At 52.2% G+C, this 20,210-nt stretch carries 20 protein-coding genes and 2 tRNA genes; 8 read left to right on the top strand and 14 right to left on the bottom strand.

Features of this window, described 5'->3' with window-relative positions:
- Nucleotides 1–41: 41 nt before the first annotated feature.
- From QY311_03110 to QY311_03050, 13 genes are all read right to left on the bottom strand, one after another.
- Entirely contained in the window at nucleotides 42–293 is a 252-nt protein-coding gene (locus tag QY311_03110; GenBank protein WKZ27434.1) for a YdeI/OmpD-associated family protein, read from the bottom strand.
- Between the two features lie 465 nt (nucleotides 294–758).
- Complete coding sequence (locus tag QY311_03105) at nucleotides 759–1,487, bottom strand: hypothetical protein (GenBank protein WKZ27091.1); 729 nt, start codon at nucleotides 1,485–1,487, stop codon at nucleotides 759–761.
- 794 nt (nucleotides 1,488–2,281) lie between these two features.
- A complete protein-coding gene (locus tag QY311_03100; GenBank protein ID WKZ27433.1) occupies nucleotides 2,282–3,355 on the bottom strand; it encodes a sigma-70 family RNA polymerase sigma factor in 1,074 nt (357 codons plus the stop codon).
- A 161-nt stretch (nucleotides 3,356–3,516) separates the two neighbouring features.
- Nucleotides 3,517–5,298, bottom strand: a complete 1,782-nt coding sequence (gene dnaG, locus QY311_03095) for a DNA primase (protein ID WKZ27090.1) — start codon at nucleotides 5,296–5,298, stop codon at nucleotides 3,517–3,519.
- 119 nt (nucleotides 5,299–5,417) lie between these two features.
- Nucleotides 5,418–6,065 (bottom strand): hypothetical protein, encoded by a 648-nt coding sequence (locus tag QY311_03090; GenBank protein ID WKZ27089.1) that lies wholly within the window; start codon nucleotides 6,063–6,065, stop codon nucleotides 5,418–5,420.
- Between the two features lie 34 nt (nucleotides 6,066–6,099).
- A complete protein-coding gene (locus QY311_03085) occupies nucleotides 6,100–6,657 on the bottom strand; it encodes a 3'-5' exonuclease (protein WKZ27088.1) in 558 nt (185 codons plus the stop codon).
- Nucleotides 6,658–6,832: 175 nt separating this feature from the next.
- Nucleotides 6,833–6,916, bottom strand: a tRNA-Ser gene (locus QY311_03080).
- Nucleotides 6,917–6,960: 44 nt separating this feature from the next.
- Nucleotides 6,961–7,221 (bottom strand): hypothetical protein, encoded by a 261-nt coding sequence (locus tag QY311_03075; protein WKZ27087.1) that lies wholly within the window; start codon nucleotides 7,219–7,221, stop codon nucleotides 6,961–6,963.
- Nucleotides 7,222–7,278: 57 nt separating this feature from the next.
- Nucleotides 7,279–8,196 carry a M48 family metallopeptidase gene (locus QY311_03070; protein ID WKZ27086.1) on the bottom strand — a complete coding sequence of 306 codons (918 nt, stop codon included), beginning with the start codon at nucleotides 8,194–8,196 and terminating at the stop codon, nucleotides 7,279–7,281.
- Between the two features lie 18 nt (nucleotides 8,197–8,214).
- Nucleotides 8,215–8,760, bottom strand: a complete 546-nt coding sequence (locus QY311_03065; GenBank protein ID WKZ27085.1) for a LemA family protein — start codon at nucleotides 8,758–8,760, stop codon at nucleotides 8,215–8,217.
- Between the two features lie 120 nt (nucleotides 8,761–8,880).
- Nucleotides 8,881–10,509, bottom strand: coding sequence for a chaperonin GroEL (gene groL / locus QY311_03060; GenBank protein ID WKZ27084.1), 1,629 nt, complete (start codon nucleotides 10,507–10,509; stop codon nucleotides 8,881–8,883).
- 11 nt (nucleotides 10,510–10,520) lie between these two features.
- Nucleotides 10,521–10,811: a co-chaperone GroES gene (locus tag QY311_03055; protein WKZ27083.1), complete on the bottom strand. Its 291-nt coding sequence runs from the start codon at nucleotides 10,809–10,811 to the stop codon at nucleotides 10,521–10,523.
- A 104-nt stretch (nucleotides 10,812–10,915) separates the two neighbouring features.
- A complete protein-coding gene (locus QY311_03050; GenBank protein WKZ27082.1) occupies nucleotides 10,916–11,887 on the bottom strand; it encodes a hypothetical protein in 972 nt (323 codons plus the stop codon).
- 85 nt (nucleotides 11,888–11,972) lie between these two features.
- Between QY311_03050 and QY311_03045 the strand changes: the two genes are divergently transcribed.
- The 6 genes from QY311_03045 to QY311_03020 all read left to right on the top strand — a co-directional run bounded on the left by QY311_03045 (nucleotide 11,973) and on the right by QY311_03020 (nucleotide 18,015).
- Nucleotides 11,973–13,250 (top strand): hypothetical protein, encoded by a 1,278-nt coding sequence (locus tag QY311_03045; GenBank protein WKZ27081.1) that lies wholly within the window; start codon nucleotides 11,973–11,975, stop codon nucleotides 13,248–13,250.
- Between the two features lie 36 nt (nucleotides 13,251–13,286).
- Nucleotides 13,287–13,637 (top strand): phage holin family protein, encoded by a 351-nt coding sequence (locus tag QY311_03040; protein ID WKZ27080.1) that lies wholly within the window; start codon nucleotides 13,287–13,289, stop codon nucleotides 13,635–13,637.
- 12 nt (nucleotides 13,638–13,649) lie between these two features.
- Complete coding sequence (secG, locus tag QY311_03035) at nucleotides 13,650–13,868, top strand: preprotein translocase subunit SecG (protein ID WKZ27079.1); 219 nt, start codon at nucleotides 13,650–13,652, stop codon at nucleotides 13,866–13,868.
- An 18-nt stretch (nucleotides 13,869–13,886) separates the two neighbouring features.
- Complete coding sequence (locus tag QY311_03030) at nucleotides 13,887–15,665, top strand: ABC transporter substrate-binding protein (protein WKZ27078.1); 1,779 nt, start codon at nucleotides 13,887–13,889, stop codon at nucleotides 15,663–15,665.
- Nucleotides 15,666–15,795: 130 nt separating this feature from the next.
- Nucleotides 15,796–15,882: transfer RNA gene (locus tag QY311_03025), tRNA-Leu, on the top strand.
- Nucleotides 15,883–15,999: 117 nt separating this feature from the next.
- On the top strand, nucleotides 16,000–18,015 hold the full coding sequence (locus tag QY311_03020; protein ID WKZ27077.1) for a ribonuclease J: 2,016 nt from the start codon (nucleotides 16,000–16,002) through the stop codon (nucleotides 18,013–18,015).
- A 39-nt stretch (nucleotides 18,016–18,054) separates the two neighbouring features.
- Here the strand turns inward: QY311_03020 and QY311_03015 are convergent, their stop codons facing one another.
- The gene (locus QY311_03015; protein ID WKZ27076.1) at nucleotides 18,055–18,480 is read right to left on the bottom strand and encodes a hypothetical protein; all 426 of its coding nucleotides are present in this window, start codon (nucleotides 18,478–18,480) and stop codon (nucleotides 18,055–18,057) included.
- Nucleotides 18,481–18,591: 111 nt separating this feature from the next.
- Here QY311_03015 and trpS point away from each other — a divergent pair, with 111 nt between their 5' ends.
- On the top strand, nucleotides 18,592–19,611 hold the full coding sequence (trpS, locus tag QY311_03010) for a tryptophan--tRNA ligase (GenBank protein WKZ27075.1): 1,020 nt from the start codon (nucleotides 18,592–18,594) through the stop codon (nucleotides 19,609–19,611).
- Between the two features lie 48 nt (nucleotides 19,612–19,659).
- Nucleotides 19,660–20,178 carry an NUDIX hydrolase gene (locus tag QY311_03005; protein WKZ27074.1) on the top strand — a complete coding sequence of 173 codons (519 nt, stop codon included), beginning with the start codon at nucleotides 19,660–19,662 and terminating at the stop codon, nucleotides 20,176–20,178.
- The last annotated feature ends 32 nt before the right edge of the window (nucleotides 20,179–20,210 follow it).

The raw sequence follows: 20,210 nt of genomic DNA, 5'->3' as shown, positions 1-20,210 counted from the left end.
GTATTTTTATAAAAATGCCTAGAGAAATGCCGTGGGGGGGCTTATCGATGTGGGCACCCTGCCCAACAGCATGGCCGCCGCTTTCCCTTCGCAAGGTCCTCACATGTGCGCCTGATGTGGTCACGTCGCGTCTCCGATTTTTTTACTGAAATAACCCAGCAAATCCACTCGTTGCGAGCAAGTGGAGTAATGCTATTCCAAGCAGCCTGCACAGCTTCAGACACTAAGAGAGCGGCCCGGAGATCTTCGGGCACCTTATGCGCCACGCCGGTTGCGATATTTTTTCTCGTAATTTCCAATGCGATTATGCTAGCTCTGTTTTATGCTATGAGACACAGCATAAATGCCTGAGGCAAGAATCGTCCAGTAGCAGATAAGATATATCGCAATAAAGGGAGGTGGCGGATCATCTTTTAAAAGATCGACAGACTCCAGAGAGAGCGGGCCTATAAGAACAATTTTGATTGGCAGAATCACCGTAGCTACCGTGCGCTTCCAGGCAAATGGTGAATCGACGCCAGTTCTTAACAGAGAGTCTGGATACTTTGGAAACCCTCGCACACCGGTAGACCCTAGCAGTGAAGTTGTTATAGCAAGAAACAAAAACCCAGCGATAATAAATCGAACAACGAATTGGATTCTGGGGGACAGCATAGGCTATCGTTTATAATAGCTTATTTTTCTATTCCTTGCTCCGAACCGTGAACAACGTTAGAACTATTTTGCAAAAGCATAATGGATATATCCATGTCCCGGATTTAGGGTCCTTCGGTATCTAATTTAGTTTGTCGCTTCAATGCTCTGGCCTGTGCCAATTTTTCTTGGTTTATTGTGGTTCTTTCCCAATCTGTAGGAACAATGGAATTAATTTTCTTATTTTCTATGTCAATATCAAAAAGCATATCTTTTAATTTCCAATCTCTTGAAATACCAGCGTCTTCGAATTTTCTATGCAATTCCCTTACCATGACCTCTGCCTGGCTGATCAAGCCCTGAATATCTTCAGCAGAATATCCTTTCTCATTAAGATGTAGACTATCTTTATCTGGCCAACGGATACCATGAACTCGTTCCATCACGATAAGGTTATTGCCTCCTTGTTCTACCCTTGCAACTGGCCTAGGACATGGCAAACCTAATTCTTGAATAATTTCCATAACTTTATATTCATAAAACGGATCCCTAATCTCACCAATCTTGCCCTTCTCTTTGTTCACTCTTTTTCCAACTGTATGTAGCTCAACTCCTTCTTTATTCTTCCAAACTGGTAAATCTTTTACAGCGGTTGGATCTTCGCGGACCCGACCAGTTTCATCATATTTTGTTTCTCCAGGCTTTATGTTAGTGCCCTTCTCTTCAAAATATTTTAGGGGGTCGTTTTTAAATTCATCTGGAACGAAACCATCAAAATTTGGTTCAACTTCTATTTTAGGTTGAACTTTTATTTCCTGCTTAGGTGCTTGATTTGGTATTTGCTCTAAACTCATATTGTACGCCATGAGACTACTTACTATTTATTCAATTTAATCATTTTTAAGTTCTAACGTCCACCAGGGGATTAAATCAAAACACCGCAGAAGATGCGGTGTTTTGATTTGGCTCCGCGGGTAGGACTCGAACCTACAACCCTCTCGTTACACGAATTCCGGTATTTTCATACCGGCGTGGACTATATCTTCGCCATATCGCGCATGCGACACAGGCGTTCTGGTATCTAGTCTCTACGGCGCCCCCGCCAAGGCGGGGTTCCCACGGTATTACCTCTCGTAAAAAAACGAAGGGGCTTCACCGTTATCCCAGAAAGTTTCAGTGCGCCTTTCGACGCAAAGCTGCGTTTATCTCACAGCGAGACGCTCTACCATTGAGCTACCGCGGAATATTTTTTGTATAAGTGCTTGGAAGTTTCCTTACCTTTGCGTGTATTTCTCGGTGACAATTTGCACACACCAGAATACATTTATCGGCTTCCGCCTTGATCTTTTCCAAAGATCGCGTGAGCCCTCGAGCTGAAAGCCCGAACTCTTTCTGGTGCGCGACTACGTGATGAAGATCAAGCGCCCAGATCGATCGCTTATACCCACAAAACACGCACTTGCCACCCCTATATGCCACGATGAGCGCTCGAAGCTTGCGCCTTCGAGCGGCAACGGCTTTTTTGAGATATTCAGCTCGATCGCGATAGGTTCTCACATCTGGCATATACACTGTAGTATACCACAAAACCCTATGCCCGAGAACCCTATCGCAACCAAGTATATTGAGGATAGCCCCAAAAAGCAACCTAGTACCCCTTCAGACGCTCAACATTCTCATGCTGACGGATCTTTTCCAGTGCCTTTGCTTCAATCTGACGAATGCGTTCACGCGTCACATTAAACACCTTCCCCACCTCTTCCAAGGTGTGGGTGACGCCGTCCGTGAGACCAAAACGCATGTCGAGAATCTTTTGCTCACGCTGTGAGAGATCCCCGATAATCTCATCAATATACTTCTTGAGGATCTTACGCCCCGCAGATACATCTGGCCCGAGCGCATTCTCATCTGGGATGAAGTCCTCTAAGTGGCTATCTTCATCTTTACCATCACCCACAGGCGTTTCCAGTGAGATGGTGTCTTGGGAGATTTTGATAATGTGACGCACTTTATCTACGTCCATGTCCATTTCTGCAGCAACTTCTTCTGGCAGTGGATCACGGCCAAGTTCTTGCACCAGTCGGCGCACCACCTGCTGATATTTGTTGATGGTTTCCACCATGTGCACAGGGATACGAATAGTACGCGCCTGATCTGCAAGCGCGCGGGTGATCGCTTGGCGGATCCACCATGTCGCATACGTAGAGAATTTAAACCCTTTGCGGAAATCAAATTTCTCCACCGCTTTAAAGAGGCCGATGTTCCCTTCTTGAATGAGGTCTAGAAGTGAGAGGTTTGCGGAGCGGCCCACGTATTTCTTTGCGATAGAAACGACGAGACGAAGGTTTGAGAGTGCGAGCTTCTGGCGTGCCGATTCATCGTTACGTTCAATGCGCTTGGCAAGCTCTATCTCTTCCTCGCCCTTAAGAAGTGGGTATTTGCCAATCTCGCGTAGATACATCTGCACTGAATCAGAAGATGAGCCTTCACTAAACTCATCTTCAATCTTCTTTTTCTGTTCGTATTCTTTTGCTGCCGTTTCTTCAAAGACACTTACCGATTCAATGACGGTGATATTTTCTCCCTCAAGTCGCTCATAGAGCGCTTCAAGTCCAATAATGTCTTGTTCAATAGTGGGGAAGGCGCTCAAAATCTCTGCTTGCGTGACAAAGCCACGCGTCTTGCCGCGCTCAATGAGCGCAAGTGTTGCGCTCTCGCTCATGACCTCTGGCTTCTTACGAGGAGTGCGTGCGACGCTCTTCTTTTTCTTCACCACGCGACGAGCAGATACTCCACGCGCGGGTTTTCGTGCGCGAGACTTCGCGGACGCACGGCGCGACACGGTAACCTTCTTTTTCTTTTTTGGTGTTGGCATACAAAAAATTAAACGGAAAACAAAGCAAGTTGCTGCGTGAGCGTTGCGGCACGGCCGGCGAGAAGTGTTACCTCCTGGACGTCCTTGCGCGCCTCGGCATCACGGATTGCGGATTCAAGATCGCGAAGCTGAGATCGGACAAGTTCGGTATGTGCACGAGCAAGCATAGTGCGGAAGAAGAATGAGAGCTCCCGTTCACTCACGCCACTCCACACCTCATGCGCGCGCATGTACAGCGCATCGAGAGAGAAACGAGACTCTGGATCAATGAGCGTAAATGCTTCCGGCGCACGCAGTGATTCCGGTGTACTACGCGCGATAGCAAGGAGCGCGTCGCGCAGTACAGGATCAATGGTTGCTTTCGTAAGCATCGGTTCCTCGGCCGCCACCACCGCAGGATGCACAAAGGCAAACGTGAGTAGTGCATCATCAAGCGCACTGCCGCGAAGCGTTGCCGGAGCTGCCGCAGGAACAGTGGGGACCTCAGGGCGCGCATACTCTTCAAGATCATCTCGAATAGTGGCAAGGTCAGCGCGCACCGCAGCTTCATCACTACGAACCAGTTGCGCAACGCGCTTCGTCCAGTGATCTTGCTCCACGCGACTCGTCATACGACGAATCATCGGGCCGAGCAAAGAGAGTGCTTGTTTTTTACCGTCAGCGCTTCCGAGCGGTAACGTCGCCTCTGCACGGGCAATGTAGAAATCCATGATCGGCTGCGCATCCTTTGCGATAGCCAGCCACGCTTCATTGCCATGTTCCCGCACGTAATCCGCGGGGTCTTTCATGTGCTCGCCACTCAAACGAAGGGCGCGGACAGTGAACTCTTGCGCGAGAGCAAGTCCAATACCACGACGTAAAGCCTGCTCGCCCGCCTGATCTGCATCGAAGCAGAAATCGATAGTCTGCGTGTAGCGGTGAATGAGCTTGAGTTGCTGTGGAGTCAGCGCAGTGCCGGAAGTTGCAACCGTGTTCATAGCACCAGCTTGGTGCGACATGATCACGTCCATGTTCCCCTCTACCAGCACACATGAACCTTCGTGACGGATAGCCAGGCGCGCCTTATCAAGGCCAAAGAGCACGGAGCCCTTGTCATAGAGAGCCGTCTGCGGCGTATTGATGTATTTTGCACCGACGTCATCAGTGCCTGGGAGCACGCGTGCAGTAAATGCAATAACTCGACCATTCACATCAGCAATCGGGAACATAATACGCCCCCGAAAACGATCATAGGAGCGACCGTCTTTTGGTACGGCCACGCCACTTGCGATAATCTCCTGACGCGTATACCCACATGAAGTGAGATAGGTCGAGAGTGCATGCCAGTCGTTTGGCGCGTACCCGATGCGAAACGTACGGATGGTATCGTCAGTAAGCCCGCGGTCACGGAGATATGCAAGCGCACGAGCGCCCGCATTTCCATTCCAGAGTTGTGCTTCAAAGAACTTTGTGGCGCGCTCGTGAATATCTAAGAGGCGCGTCTTCTCGGAATGTAATTTATGCTGTGTATACTCGAGCGTAACGCCCGCCTTCTGCGCAAGCATGCGGAGCGCTTCGGGAAATTCCACTCCCTCGATATCCTGCACAAACGAAAACATGTCGCCCCCTTTTGAACACCCGAAGCAGTGCCATGATTGGCGCTCGGGAGAAATATAAAATGATGGGGTCTTTTCGTTGTGAAACGGACAACGCGCTTTGAAATTGACGCCAGAGCGCTGAATCTGGATATATCCAGTAATCACGTCGACAATGTCGAGTCGTGATTTAATTTCGGCAACATGGTCTGGCATTGGGCATTCCCTCCCACCCAGAGCGCCAAAGACGCAGAAAAGGAGTGCGAACGGCTTCGCCTCCTTGGTGACACTGGGTTAGATATAGTGTACCACGAAATAAAGCAAAAGCAATCTCATTACTTGGGCACAACTTCTTCGGTAATCGCGGCAAGTTTTTCAAGTGAGATGGGCTGCATTTCAACGCCGAGCTGATCGTTGCGTAAGACGATATAAACCCCCTCTCCTATCTTTCCTCCTTGTGCCTCTCCCGCAACTTTCACAATACGCCAAGGAATATTTTTGATGATAACTTCTCTACCCTCCATCTTTTCTGGCAAAGAAACAATGTCCTCAAAAACAGAGCCTTCGCCGATGCGCTTAATGTCGGTTTCAAATACTTTTGTCGTTCTTCCCCCGACCACTTCTTCGATAAGTACAACGAACTTTTTCTTTTTTTCAGCATCACTTTCGCTTGGATCTTCAGAAAGCACGGGAATACCGCGAGCGTCACGCTCATACCCAATGACACGCCACTGACCATCGTTGTCACCTGTAGCGAGAATCTCTGGATCCGTAATTTCTACGATCTCTCCGTCATGAAATTTCTCAACACTGGGAACGTTGATAGTGCTCTCGGAATCATGCTCAAATCCGCCAACCTGATATTCTTGTGTCTTATCCTCTTCAACAGCTTCGGGCACAACTGGATTGGTAAGTTCGGCTTCGGGAAGTACGCGCTCAGTCTGTTCGCCCGCATCATCTTTTTTGATATCTGAGTCAGCCATAGTGTGTATAGTATGAATGATCCCTTCAAGCGCGTCAAAGCAGAGAGTCCTGCGGGATCAGAAGCTTGCGGAACACGTCCGCGGCGAGGCGTGCGCCATTAATAGCGCGGTGAACTTCTGGCTCTGGCGGGATACCAAGCTCTTCCGCAAGGCTACTCAGTCGAAATTTTACACTGTTTTTATGGCGCATTTTTTCCCATGCGATACTTGGAATATCAATGCGATGATAATCGAGTAGATCACGCACTCCAGTAGAACGGAAGGCTTCTTCAATAAACTGCCAGTCAAAAGTGATATTCCATGCGCAAAAAATTGCATCGCGCGTTTTCGCGCTATATTGTTTCATAGCATCGGCAAGGGGCACGGCATTCGTCCACTGCTCTGGCACATAACCGTTTACCTTTAGCGCACCCGCCTCTGCGGTTTCAATATGCGCTGGCTGGACCTTGAGATCAAGTTCGTCGAGCACTTTAAATGTTTTCTGGTCGACGACTACAAGACCGATTTCGATGATTTCATGACGACGCACATCAAGGCCCGTTGTTTCAACGTCAGTGATCGCAAATGGTTTATCGAAAAAAGAATCTGCCATATGTGCGGAGGGTACAGGATTCTCCTTCGCCTTTCGTCTCGCCGTCGCTCGACTCGGGCTAGGCACCGCCTCGCGGTGTTGCCAGCTGGCAACACATCGCTCCGGCATTCGAATCCCGCACCATACATATACCCATGTACATCAGTACGCCAAACGGCATACTGATGTACATATGCGGAGGGTACAGGATTCGAACCTGTGAGGGCTTGCGCCCACACGCTTTCCAAGCGTGCGCCTTAAACCACTCGGCCAACCCTCCAAGGAAGCGCGCTCGCAGAATAAGTCTGTCAGCGCGCAGGAGAACTACTCGATGTCACGAACCACTTCATGGAAGAGGCGGTACGTCATTTCGGAAACGTGGTCGGGACGCGGAACGTTGAGAATCGCATCCCGCACCGGAGCCCAGAGCGCGTCAGTGCGTTCGTTGAGCGGCCACCGACGATCACGCCGATCTTGCGCGATGGCTACTGCCATGTCCCACTCTTCGTGGGGCATTTCCTCTTCACTCACATGCGGATGCACGAGATGATATGCAATCCGCAGGAGCGATCTGCGTCCCATCATGGCAAGCCTCCTGCCCCACAAGAGCTACGCGGATTCTACCAGTGAAAATGCCAATCTTCAAGGAGCATCGCGGCCCTGCTCCATTCCTCTCAGTGCGCGAACGCGGTCAGCGACAGGAGGATGTGTCATAAAGAGTTTTGTAAACCACGAAAGCGCATCCTTGCCTTTAAATGGGTTTGCGAGAAAAAGATGTGCCGTTGCGTTATGGGCGTTCGGCATTGGCGCACTGTCAGCGCCAATTTTTTCTAATGCGCTTGCAAGTCCTTCCGGGTAGCGCGTAAGAAGCGCGCCCGATGCATCAGCGAGATACTCTCGCTTGCGTGAAACAGCTAAGCGGATGAGTGTTGCGGCAATCGGCGCAAGAATGGCAGCAATGAGCGCAATGATGAGGAGCGCCGCACCACCTTGTTTGCTATTGCTATCAGAAGAACGGCCGTGGAGTCCTGCGCGAAGGCCAATGTCCGCGAGGATCGAAATGACTCCCGCGAGCACCACGGCAACCGTCCCCACAAGCATGTCTCGATTCCCAATGTGAGAGAGTTCGTGCGCAAGGACCCCTTCAAGTTCGTTATCGTCAAGCTTTTCCAACGCACCTCGCGTCACCGCGACTGCAGCCTTTTGTGGGTTTCGCCCCGTAGCAAAAGCGTTGATCTGCGCTCCAGGGATAATGTAGAGCCGCGGCATCGGCAACCCAGCCGTGATGGCAATGTTCTCCACCATACGGTGCAAGCGCACATTTTCTTCGCGCGAAACTGGGCGAGCCCCTGACATGCTCAGTGCGATACGATCTGAAAACCAGAACGCAACGATGTTGCTCACCATGCTAAAGAGCACGGCGATGTAGAGAATTTCGGGTGCTTGGAACGCCTGGCTAAACAAAAAGCCGATTCCAATAACAAACACAAGAAAGCCGGTCATGAGCGCCCATGTCGTGCGAATATTTGCATCACGATGCTCGTAGAGTGTCTGCGTCATATGGCAGAGGAAACAATGTTAGAACTGCACCTTCACGGTTTCGCGCTGTGCTGCGTCCTCGATCTCGAAGAACTCTTCTTTCTTGAAGCTAAAGAGGTTCGCAATAATATTTGAAGGGAATTGTTCAACCTTCGTATTTAGCGACATGACCGTTGAGTTATAGAAGCGGCGAGCGGCTTGGATTTTATCCTCGGTATCAGTGAGCTCGTCTTGCAGCTTGGTAAACGACTCAACCGCGCGTAGTTGCGGATATGCTTCAGAAAGCGCAAACAATGACTTCAGGGCGCCCGTGAGCTGGTTCTCTGCGGCACCATGTTCCGCAACGCTCTGCGCTTGCATCGCTTGCGAGCGAGCCTGAATGACGCGATTGAATGTCTCCTGCTCGTGCGCCGCGTAACCCTTCACCGTCTCTACGAGATTAGGAATGAGGTCGTAGCGACGCTTGAGCTGCACATCGATATCTGACCACGCCTCTTTCACACGGTTACGAAGCGTCACAAACCCGTTATACGAAAGCGCAAACCACAGCGCGACAACCGCAAGGATAATAATAAGCCACATCATGAATATATACGCTCTGTCACCAAGCGCGTTATGCGCTCAAAGTATAGCAACCGCACGCCACAACGCAAGTAAACACACAGCGGGCCGTATGGCCCGCTGTGTGTACATGTATCGTGCAGCTTAGTACTCCATTTCATCCATGTTTGGCATGGCAGGAGTCTTCGCATCAGCTTTTTCAGGAATGTCGGTAATGACTGCCTCGGTAGTGAGGAACATCGCCGCCGCAGATGCAGCATTCTGAAGCGCAGAGCGCGTCACCTTCGCGGGATCAATGATGCCCCACTCGAACATATCTCCATACGCATCAGACTCGGCATTGTAGCCAAAACTATCTTTGCCGCTCATGACACGCTCGAGCACAACTTCTCCCTTTGCACCTGCATTGCGGGCAATCTGCTTGAGCGGCTCTTCCAGCGCGCGCTTCACGATTTCAATTCCAGTGCGCTCATCATCGGAAGCTTTGAGGCCATCAAGTACCTTGATAGCACGCACCAGTGCGACGCCGCCACCCGGAACAATACCCTCTTCCATAGCAGCTTTTGTAGCCTGCACAGCATCTTCCGTGCGATGCTGTTTCTCTTTCTGTTCGACTTCCGTTGCAGCACCCACGCGAAGTACTGCGACACCGCCCGAGAGCTTGCTTATGCGCTCCTGTAGCTTCTCTTTATCGAACGAGGACTTTGATTGCTCCAGCTGCGCTTCAATTTGCGCGATACGCTCTTGCACGGCGCTCTTCTTACCCTTGCCACCCACGATGGTGGTGTTCTCTTTTGTGGCCACAATGCGAGCAGCCTTCCCCAACATACCAAGATCTGCCTGTTCAAGCTTCAAGCCACGCTCTTCAGAGATAACCTGTCCGCCGGTCAAAATGGCGATATCTTCCAAAATCTCTTTCTTGCGATCTCCAAAACCGGGAGCCTTAACGGCGAGCGTGTGGAATGTGCCGCGTAGCTTGTTCACCACTAATGTAGTGAGCGCATCACCATCTACATCTTCGGCGATAATCACGAGCTCTCGCTTGCCTGCATGGGTAATTTTTTCCAAAAGCGGCAAGAGGTCTTGGATCGCAGAGATCTTGCGATCAGTAATAAGCACCAGAGCATCGGTGTAGGTTGCTTCCATGCGCTCTGGGTTGGTAATCATGTAGGGTGCAATGTAGCCGCGATCAAATTGCATACCCTCAACCACGTCCGCAGTCAGGCCAAACGTTTGTGATTGCTCCACGGTAATCACCGCACCCTTACCGAGCTTCTGTACAATTTCCGCGATTTTCTCACCAATATCTGGATCTTTTGCGGAAATGGTGGCTACCTGCGCAATCTCCTCTTGCGACGTTACCTTCTTCGCGAGCTTATCTTTAAAATACGTAACCACCGCGCTCGTTGCGGTTTCAATGCCGCGACGAATCGCCAGCGGATTCGCGCCCGCAGCGATATTCTTGAGCCCCTCGGTAATCATCGCCTGCGCTAAAATGGTCGCCGTAGTTGTGCCGTCACCAGCGACATCATTTGTTTTCGAAGCAACTTCTTTTACAATCTTCGCGCCAATATCTTCGTATTTATTTGGCAGCGAAATTTCTTTTGCAATCGTAACGCCATCGTTGGTGATCACTGGTGAGCCAAACGAACGATCGAGTACAACATTGCGCCCCTTAGGGCCAAGCGTCACCTTCACCGCCTCCGCGAGCGCATCAACGCCGCGCTTGAGGGAACGTCGTGCCTTTTCTCCAAATTCAAGTTGTTTTGCCATATGATTCTAAATTACTTACTCTCCACGATCGCGAGAATGTCGTCTGCGCGAGCGATAAGATACTCTTTTTCGTCGACCTTCATTTCGTTGGGACCATATTTCGTGAAAATCACGATATCACCTTTCTTTACATCCATGGGAAGACGCGTCCCTGATTCAGTCATCTTGCCCGGCCCCACGGCAACCACCTTGCCGCGCTCGGGGCGCTCCTTTTTCAGTGTGTCCGGCAGAATGATGCCGCCCTTCTTTATTTCTTCTTTAAGCGGCTCAATCACAACATGATCAGATAATGGTTTTAGCATTGCCGCAGAAACGACGGCGGGCGGTACGGTGCGCGGATATCCCCGCACGATGCCGCCAGCCGCCGAATTAGCAGTTGCACTACGAGAGTGCTAACGAGAGCATTCTAGGCAGAAGCCGCGGGCATGTCAAGAACATCACACGCCCCCTTCCCAAGCCCCGAATCCTGAGCTGCCGCCATCACACCAACCGATGCGCATAATGCTGTATATGTAGAAAGTACGAGTGGCTCTTGTGAGCGTGGGTGGAACTCAAGCGCATGGTTGTTCGCCTGGATTCTCCCCCGCCCCACAACCGCAACGCCTCGCTGAATGCGCCCGAGCTGTACACGTTTTGCGAATGGTTCAATAAAAGAAAGGAGGCGCTCGCACAGCATCTTCCCGAAAATAATAGGTGAGCTGGGGCGTAGAGCTCGCAAAGATGAGGGCTCGGCTCGATACCTTGTATAATCTTGTATCCAAGTCTGACACTCTCGCCACGCTCGCGCCGCCGCCATGCCGTATACGGGAACCATATGCGCATAGACCCATGCGGTATAGACACTGCGGTGGGCAAGCTGTCGCCCATCATCTGCTATCCAGTGGTTCATGCATAGCTTATCAGGTGCGTGCGCTTCGTGCGCGGCGCGGCGCACGCCAAATAATGAAGAGAGTGCGAGCGCGAACAGGCGCGCAGAGAATATGTGACCGGGCGCAACGAGACATACCACATCAGTATCGCCATCGACATCGCTTGCATCATACGCAAGCGAACCGCTCACCCATACTGCGCGCACCCATGGCACCCACGTGAGCACGCGTACCGTACGAAGCGCTCGCAACCATTTCACGCGCGTAAGCGCAGCACGGTTTGCGTATGCCTCAATACACGCGCGCGCATCGTTGCCGATACCATAGCGCCCGTTAGTACGCACCAGCGCCCCAACACTTACGAGACACTCGAGACTTACCATGACGTCACCCATAGGTACCCCATGCGGCATTCTCTCCACAATCCCAATGTTCGTGAGTGGGAATCCAACGCTTTGCCCATACGCAACGGTACGGATGATGTCTTCTTCGAGGAGCGAAAATGCCATGCCACCAGCATACCGCACTCGCTCATTTCCGCCATATCGCGCTGATTGATTTTCTCCAAAAAGACGGTATAATAAGCACCTTCCTATGACCCCTGTCCAGCTCACCCAAATCATCCGCACCGCCCCACGATCTCCCGGCGTGTATCGCTTTTCGCGCGGCACAAAACCGCTCTATATAGGAAAAGCCTCTCAATTGCGATCCCGCCTCTCCGCATATGGTCGCGCAGGCGATCCTCGCATTGCACACATGGTTGCCCAAGCCACGAAACTCACGTGGGAAGTGCTCGAGTCTCCCATTGAAGCGCTCATTGAAGAGGCGCGCCTTATCAAAAAACTCAAACCGCACTACAACATCGTCATGCGCGATGACAAGCAGTACCTTTTTGTAGAAACTACTGAAGAAGCGTTCCCTCGCATTATTGTCACTCATCAACCAACGAGCGCAGGTGCACTCGGACCGTTCACCGATTCAGGGGCACTCAAAAGCACTCTGCGCACTCTGCGCACTCTGTTCCCCTACTGCACATGCACCCAAAAGCACTATGTCCGGTGCCTCAATGCACACATCGGAAAATGTCTCGGCGTATGCTGCTTAAAAGAAACAGATGGAGTTGATACAAAACCATACCGTCGCAACATTCAAGCGATTATAGGCATCCTGAGCGGAAAGCGCGCGTCCGTATTATCTTCGCTCACACGCACTATGAAACAAGCGGCGCAGCGTGGCGCGCTCGAGGAAGCGCTCACGCTCCAAAAGACAATTGACCACATGGCTCGCGTCTTCACCAACGCGCACATCAACGCACGCCTACAACCAATCGTCCATAGTGAAGCGGTAGCAGAACTCCAACAAACACTGAAGCTCCCGCACGCGCCGCTCCGCATTGAAGGATATGACATCGCCCACATGCAAGGGTTATATGCAACGGGGTCTATGGTTGTATTTCAAGAGGGCTCTCCGCACAAGGGGGCTTATCGTAAGTTTCGCATCCACGCGAGCGGCAAACCGGATGACACCGCGATGCTCACCGAAGTACTCTCCCGACGCCTCGCACATCGCCCTGGAGTCGCACGTGGCACGAGCGTATGGGAACTCCCCGATTGCATTATTGTCGACGGCGGGAAAGCTCAATACAACGCGGTACGAGCCGTACTCGAACAACACGGGCTTACCATCCCCGTCATCGCTTTTACAAAAGATGAACGGCACATAGGGAGCCACCTCACTACGTCACGGGGCGTCCTCCCTCTCCCGACACTCCCACGTAGCGTGCAAACGCTCGTAAGCCGCATTGATGCTGAAGCCCACCGCTTTGCTATCCAGTACTATCGCAGTCTCCATCTTAAAGGTCAGCGTGGTTGAAGCACGCTGTGGTATATGCTAGGATAGCCACTGCTTATGATCATTCGCTTTGCGGCGCGAGTTATAGCAAATGCGCTTGGCCTCTATGTGGCAGCCCTCTTTATTCCGGGCTTTTCTATAGTAGCAAGCGCGCAGGTTTACCTCCTCGCAGGCGCAGTACTTGCCGTGTTACACGGAACTATCAAGCCGATCATGACGTTCATTTCATTCCCGCTCATCATTGTCACATTTGGGCTCTTCAGCATCGTCATCAACGCCCTTTTGCTTGGTATTGTTGACTGGAAATTTGCCGCTATCGAAAGCGCAGGAGCCTGGTCGCTCATCGGCGCGACCCTCGTGGTCTCGCTCGTTAATCTGGCACTTGCCCGCATGGATCGAACCGTCTAATAATCTTTCTTTATGGAAACCATTCTCTCTTACGCACACATCGCAGTTTCTGTACTCCTCGTCGTAGGCATTCTTATGCAACAGCGTGGAGGCGGACTCTCATCAGTTATGGGAGCGGGGGCTATGGAATATGCCACCAAGCGCGGTGCGGAACGTTCAATCTACATCGCCACCATCGTACTTGCAGTACTCTTTGTAGGTATTTCGGTTGCACGCATCGCGCTCAGCTAAGCGCGTTTTGCTTTTCGCATGCCACATAACGAACACCAGCTCGACGATTTCTTTTCTGCGTCGCCTGCTCCTGGGGCTCCCGCGGAACGCGAGGAGGATCCGGTAACGGCTCGTTTATTCTGGCGACAAAGAATGCGCCTCCTCCCCAAGGTGCTCTCCTTTCGTGAGCGCTATGGCATCGCCGCTCTGGCACTCATAGCGATCGCGAGCATTGCCCTCATTCCCGTCGCGCTGTGGCGCTCTGCAACCATCGTTACCCCAGACACGGGCGGCTCCTTTACTGAAGGAGTGCTTGGGGACCCGCGATTCATCAACCCCGTGCTCTCATATGCGAATGAGGTAGATCGCGATTTAGAAACGCTCTTGTTCGCTGGGCTACTGTCCTACGACGCCCAAGGCAACCTCGTCCCTGACCTCGCAAAAACATTCCCGGAAATTTCCAGCGATGGCTTGAGTTATACCGTGTACTTGAAAGAAGATACTCTCTGGCATGACGGCAAGCCCGTTACCGCAGATGACGTCATTTTTACCATTGAAACCATCCAAAATCCTGATTTTGGAAGCCCGCTCCGCATCGCATGGCAAGGCGTCACCGTAGAGAAGGTGAATGAATTTGCGGTGATGTTTAAACTTAAGACTGCATACGCGCAGTTCCCTAATACGCTGACCGTTGGTATTTTGCCAAAGCACATATGGCAGGATATACGCCCCGCTTCATTTGCATTACACGATCTCAATACGCGTCCCGTTGGCGCTGGGCCGTATCGCTTTGAGAAGCTTGAAAAAGATAGCGTGGGACGCATCACTTCGTATACCGTTCGCGCCTTTGAAGATTTTCATGCAGGCCGTCCTTTTATAGATCGTATCACGCTGAAATTTTTCCAAAGTGAGGATGCGCTCATCGATGCCTTCAAGCGACGCCACATCGATAGCATCGCGGGCATTTCTCCAAAAGCTCAAAAAGAGATTGGCACACCTCGCCGTATAGCATATACGGATGCCAACATCCCTCGCTACTTCGCCGTATTCTTCAACCAGAGCCGCAACGCGCTCATCGCGGACAGAAATGTGCGACTTGCTCTCTCGCACGCAACCGATCGCGATGCGCTCATCCGTGACGTGCTCCATGGCAAGGGATCTCCTGTAGATCGACCGTTCGTAGAAAGCGTGCTCTCAATCGCCGATGACGTCGCCAGCCCAACATTTGATCCTGAAAAGGCAAAGGCAGTGCTGGTTGCTGACGGCTGGGCTCAAGGCAACGACGGTATATTTACCAAGCGCGGCACACGCCTTGCGCTCACTCTTACCACAAGCACACAACCAGAGCTTTCTGAGGTAGCACAGCGCATCGCAACACAGTGGCGCAACGCTGGTATTGAGCTCACGGTCTCTTCGTTATCGTTTGTGCAGCTCCAGCAGGCTATAAAGGATCGAGCGTATGACATGCTCCTGTTTGGCGTAGTGATGAGCCTCGATCCAGATCCATTCCCCGTGTGGCACTCTTCACAGAAGCGCGAACCGGGAGCAAATATTGCTCTGTATGACAACCAGACTGCGGACGCCATTTTGGAGCGAGCCCGCACCACGCTTAATCCTCTTGAGCGCGCGAGCCTCTATCACGATTTCCAACAAATTGTAGTGCAGGATTTGCCGGCTATCTTCCTATACAATGCGAAGTATACCTATGCCATGGATAGTCGCATTTTAGGAGCCTCACTGAACGTTATCGGCACCCCAGCTGAACGATTCGCTGGCATTCGTGAGTGGTATATTCACACAACGCGCAGCTTGAAATAGTCTTGCTTTTTCCCGTAGTTTTGCTATAATACTAGGTACTATTCGTGTACTCTTGTGCTTTGGGGTTATCCCATTGGCAGAAACGGCGGACATCAGCTAGACTGGTCAAACCGTTCTTCTCTCGTTCTTTGCCCTCGTGGCGGAATTGGCAGACGCGCTAGCTTCAGGAGCTAGTGATCTCACGATCGTACAGGTTCAAGTCCTGTCGAGGGCACCAGAGATTTGTATGAGGCGCAGTTGCGCTTCTATCTCGACACGAATTTCATGAATGAGCGTGCGCTCGTGCACGGCAACGCTGTTGCATGCACGTTGCGCCCTACGCTCTTCTTTCTGTGTGACCGATTCAGATACACGCGCACCTTCTTCCGATGCACCAGCATCAGGAGACGTGCCTCAACAGCAACGACGCGGCGGATTTGGCCGACGGCGTTTCCATCGCCCCCGCTCTGGTGGCGGCTTTCAGCATCGCCCACAACAACGAACGGATGCGCCAAGCGCGCCGACATCAGGCGAAACTACCAGCGCCCAACCTGCAGAAACTTCATATGACAAACCGCGCCGCGCCGCGAGTCGCAGCCGCGCACGCTACGGTGCACGTCGTCCAAAGCTCGCCAGCGAGCGACGCCTTCCACCCACCCAGATTCATGCGGGCAAGGTTGGCGCACCCGAAGGCACAGATCCAAACGCCGACAATACGTTGAAAGTATACGCGCTCGGAGGCTTGGGCGAGGTTGGGAAAAACATGTACTGCATGGAATACAAGGATGAGATCATCGTCATCGATGCAGGCATCATGTTCCCGCAAGAAAACATGCCGGGCATCGACTTCATCATCCCTAACACGGCGTATTTGGAAACGAAAAAGGAAAATATCCGCGCGCTTATTCTTACGCACGGACACATGGATCACATTGGTGCAGTGCCCTATCTCCAAGAAAAGCTCGGAAACCCAGAAATTTATACTGCACAGCTGACGGAAAAAATCCTTATGAAGCGGCACCTTGAGTTCCCACACCTCGCGCCGCTGAACATCAACGTCATGAAGAACGGCGACGTTGAAAAAGTTGGGGAATATTTCACAGTTGAATTCTTCAACATGAACCACAACATTCCCGACGACTTGGGATTGTTCATCACGACGCCAGTAGGAAATGTCATCCACACTGCAGACTTCAAATTCGATCCAGCGCCATTGAACGGCGAGCCTGCAGACTATGACAAGCTCCAGCGCTTCGGCGACAAGGGCGTCCTCATGATGATGTGCGACTCAACAGATGCAGAAGAAGAGGGGCACTCCGTCTCGGAAAGCACCATCTATGAGAACATGGACATTATCTTCAGGGAGGCAAAGGGTATGATCCTTGTAGGAACGTTCTCCTCGATGATCAATCGCATCCAGCAGCTCATCACCCTCTCTGAACACTATGGCCGCAAAGTAGCATTCGACGGCTACAGCTTGAAATCCAACGTCGATATTGCGAAAGAAATGGGCTATATCAAGATCGGAAAGGGCACGCAAATCTCGATGGAACAAATTGATGACTACCCTCGCGAGCTCATCACGGTGATCGCCACTGGCGCACAAGGTCAAGAATCTGCATCGCTCATGCGCATCGTGAACCAAGAGCACCGCTTCATTCAACTGAAGCCTCATGATAGCGTGGTGTTCTCCTCGTCGGTCATTCCGGGTAACGAGCGCGCCATTCAGTACCTCAAAGACATGCTCTACCGCGCTGGCGTAAAGGTGTACCACAACCAGATGATGGACATCCATGCAGGTGGTCACGCAAAACAAGAAGATCTCAAAAAGATCATCCAGCTCGTGCGACCAAAGTTCCTCATGCCACACCATGGTCAATACTCCATGATGGTCACCCTCGGTGAATTAGGTAAGTCGCTCGGCATCCCCGACGGCAACGTCATTATCGCGGATAATGGACAAATTGTGCACTACGCCCCAGATCAGTGGTGGTTTGATAAAAAGACTCACCCCGCACACTACGTCATGGTAGACGGCTTGGGTATCGGCGACATCGGCAATGTTGTGTTGCGCGACCGCCAAGTGCTCGCAGAAGATGGCATGTTTGTCATCATCACGCTCATTGATGCTCGCACCGGACAAATCAACCGTAGCCCAGATATTATCTCCCGCGGCTTCGTGTACCTCAAAGAACAACGTGAACTTCTCTCGCAAGTACGTAAAAAGGTGCGCACCATCATCGAATCCGAGCGTCAGCGCCCCATGAACTTGCAGTACCTGAAAGATAATATTCGTGACGATGTGGGACGATTCTTGTTCCAAAAAACAGAACGGCGGCCCATGGTCTTGCCAGTCATTATCGAAGTATAAAAAGAAAGCACGCCCGAGGGATACCCCCTCGGGCGTTTGCTACATGAACAGGTTGATGACGAGCGAGCGCTCGTAACGCTCCGTCCCCTCGTCCTCCACGTTCTGCCACTCCACCTCGTCCACGATGGCCTGCGTCCAGCCGCAAGCGTGCAACTCCTTGTAGATGAGCTGCGCGGCGTCCTCCCAGAGCTCGCACTCCTTCGCTGACAGGTCGTTCAGGCGACAGACATGGAAGTACATCGGCCTACGTGACGGCCACCCGTTCGCAGACGCGAACTCCATCTTCTGGATGATCGCTGTCACCAGCTTGCGAAGGTGGTCCACGCACTCGATCGGAATCGGAGCAGAAACGTCCCGAAACCGATCCACGAACGCGGGGATGCTCCCCGGATCCGTTTCCGAAACGACGACGAGCTCGTCGCGCGCGATGCGCAAGGGCTCGTACGGCTCGTGTGCCAATGTCAAACAAGATCTCATGGTGCGCCTCCTTCGTGCATAGTTATACCAATAAATATCACAACGGTCAATATTCTCCGTATTGCGAAAAGACCTTAATTCCTCTATTCTTGAAGCACTATGCAACGAGTTTTTTCTGGCATGCGCCCCAGTGGCAAGCTCCATCTTGGCAACTATGTGGGCGCACTCAAACAGTGGGTTGCCCTTCAGCGCGACGCAGAACAAGCAGTGTACGCCGTCGTAGACCTTCACGGCATCACTACGCCCTACGAACCAGCCGACATGCCAGAGCGCGTGCGCGATGCGGCCATTAACTACATTGCCGCGGGCGTAGATCCTTCGCGTGCGCTTATCATCCGCCAGTCTCGCGTTCCCCAGCATGCCGAGCTCATGTGGCTCTTATCTTCCATTACGCCCATCAGTTGGCTAGACCGCCTCCCCAACTACCGAGAGAAGGGTGAGCAGATCGAAGCATCACTTTCTCCTCGCGCAGGAAGCTATGGCAACAACCTCGCCATTCTTTCCTATCCCGTACTCATGGCGGCAGACATTCTGCTTTACAACACAACCCTCGTTCCAGTGGGCGAAGATCAGCTCGTGCACATTGATGTCACCAATGAAATAGCACGTAAGTTCAACCATTTATTCCCTGGCCGGGCAGGTGGCGAAACATTTACCACCGTAAAAGCGCACATGGCAGAAGAGCAGGGCGCTCGCATCATGTCTCTGCAAGATCCTACGAAAAAGATGTCAAAGACGGGCGACGATGGCATTGCCCTCACTGACGCACCAGACACCATTCGCGCAAAGATAAAGCGTGCCGTCACTGATTCAGGCACCGGCATTACCTACCAACCCACCGAACGGCCAGCCATCGCTAACTTACTCACTATTTTCAGTGTTGTGAGCGGCACACCGATCCCAGAGCTCGAAGCTCGCTATGCGTCCAGTGGCTACGCGGATTTCAAACACGATCTCGCAGAGGCGATCATCACGGCACTTGCGCCATTTCAGCAAAAGCACGCCGAACTCACCGCAGATCCCGCACAGGTAACGGCTATATTGGAAGCATCCGAAGAAAAAGCCCGAGTCATTGCAGAAGAAACGATGCGTAAAGTGCGCACCGCCATGGGGCTTTGACAGTTAGCGCAAGTAATTGTATTATCAGAAACTCACAAGGAGGTTTGAGTGAGAGATAAACGAGACATTACGCAGGTGGGCGTCTTCGCCCACATCGTCAACCGCACACCAGGGAAGGAGCCGAAAATCCTCCTCGTTCAGCACAACTACGAGGTGCCGGGATACCCTTCTCGACAGTGGTCACTCCCTGGCGGAGCGCCCATGATCGGAGAGCGGCTCTGGGATGCACTGGCACGCGAATTGAGGGAGGAGACTGGATACTGGTTGACCGCCCCCTCCATGTGGTGCCCACACGCCTTCACGCTCGCCAAATCGCCGGGGATCGTCCTCATGTGGGAGTTCCCCCGTCAACAGTTCTCCGAAACATCTCCGGTGCATGCCCAGCTTCCCACGGACGAGATCAGCGATGTGCGCTGGTTCACGGCACCGGAACTCGAAGGCGTGTGGGAACACGTCTATCGCGCGCAGAGAACGCTCATCTGGGAGCCCTACATCCGGCCGCAAAGGCCGTACCCGCAGAGCGTTTTCCCCGCCGAGCCGCCTGCCGCACCGCCGTACGAGCTCTAGCGCTCGAGAGGGGGCTTTGTACAAGCCCCCTT

Source organism: Candidatus Paceibacterota bacterium (genome assembly GCA_030583765.1).
Lineage (GTDB): Bacteria > Patescibacteriota > Minisyncoccia > 2-02-FULL-40-12 > GWA2-44-9.
Note: the sequence above shows the minus strand (reverse complement) of the source record. Positions and strands in the feature narration are given on the sequence as shown.

Excerpts from the sequence above, each read along its gene's own strand:
- QY311_03030 (WKZ27078.1), top strand. The coding sequence starts at position 13,887 with ATGCCACATAACGAACACCAGCTCGACGATTTCTTTTCTGCGTCGCCT.
- QY311_03040 (WKZ27080.1), top strand. The coding sequence starts at position 13,287 with ATGATCATTCGCTTTGCGGCGCGAGTTATAGCAAATGCGCTTGGCCTC.
- groL (WKZ27084.1), bottom strand. The coding sequence starts at position 10,509 with ATGGCAAAACAACTTGAATTTGGAGAAAAGGCACGACGTTCCCTCAAG.
- trpS (WKZ27075.1), top strand. The coding sequence starts at position 18,592 with ATGCAACGAGTTTTTTCTGGCATGCGCCCCAGTGGCAAGCTCCATCTT.
- QY311_03085 (WKZ27088.1), bottom strand. The coding sequence starts at position 6,657 with ATGGCAGATTCTTTTTTCGATAAACCATTTGCGATCACTGACGTTGAA.
- QY311_03075 (WKZ27087.1), bottom strand. The coding sequence starts at position 7,221 with ATGATGGGACGCAGATCGCTCCTGCGGATTGCATATCATCTCGTGCAT.
- secG (WKZ27079.1), top strand. The coding sequence starts at position 13,650 with ATGGAAACCATTCTCTCTTACGCACACATCGCAGTTTCTGTACTCCTC.
- QY311_03055 (WKZ27083.1), bottom strand. The coding sequence starts at position 10,811 with ATGCTAAAACCATTATCTGATCATGTTGTGATTGAGCCGCTTAAAGAA.
- QY311_03065 (WKZ27085.1), bottom strand. The coding sequence starts at position 8,760 with ATGATGTGGCTTATTATTATCCTTGCGGTTGTCGCGCTGTGGTTTGCG.
- QY311_03105 (WKZ27091.1), bottom strand. The coding sequence starts at position 1,487 with ATGAGTTTAGAGCAAATACCAAATCAAGCACCTAAGCAGGAAATAAAA.
- QY311_03070 (WKZ27086.1), bottom strand. The coding sequence starts at position 8,196 with ATGACGCAGACACTCTACGAGCATCGTGATGCAAATATTCGCACGACA.
- QY311_03090 (WKZ27089.1), bottom strand. The coding sequence starts at position 6,065 with ATGGCTGACTCAGATATCAAAAAAGATGATGCGGGCGAACAGACTGAG.
- QY311_03045 (WKZ27081.1), top strand. The coding sequence starts at position 11,973 with ATGACCCCTGTCCAGCTCACCCAAATCATCCGCACCGCCCCACGATCT.
- dnaG (WKZ27090.1), bottom strand. The coding sequence starts at position 5,298 with ATGCCAGACCATGTTGCCGAAATTAAATCACGACTCGACATTGTCGAC.
- QY311_03100 (WKZ27433.1), bottom strand. The coding sequence starts at position 3,355 with ATGAGCGAGAGCGCAACACTTGCGCTCATTGAGCGCGGCAAGACGCGT.
- QY311_03050 (WKZ27082.1), bottom strand. The coding sequence starts at position 11,887 with ATGGCATTTTCGCTCCTCGAAGAAGACATCATCCGTACCGTTGCGTAT.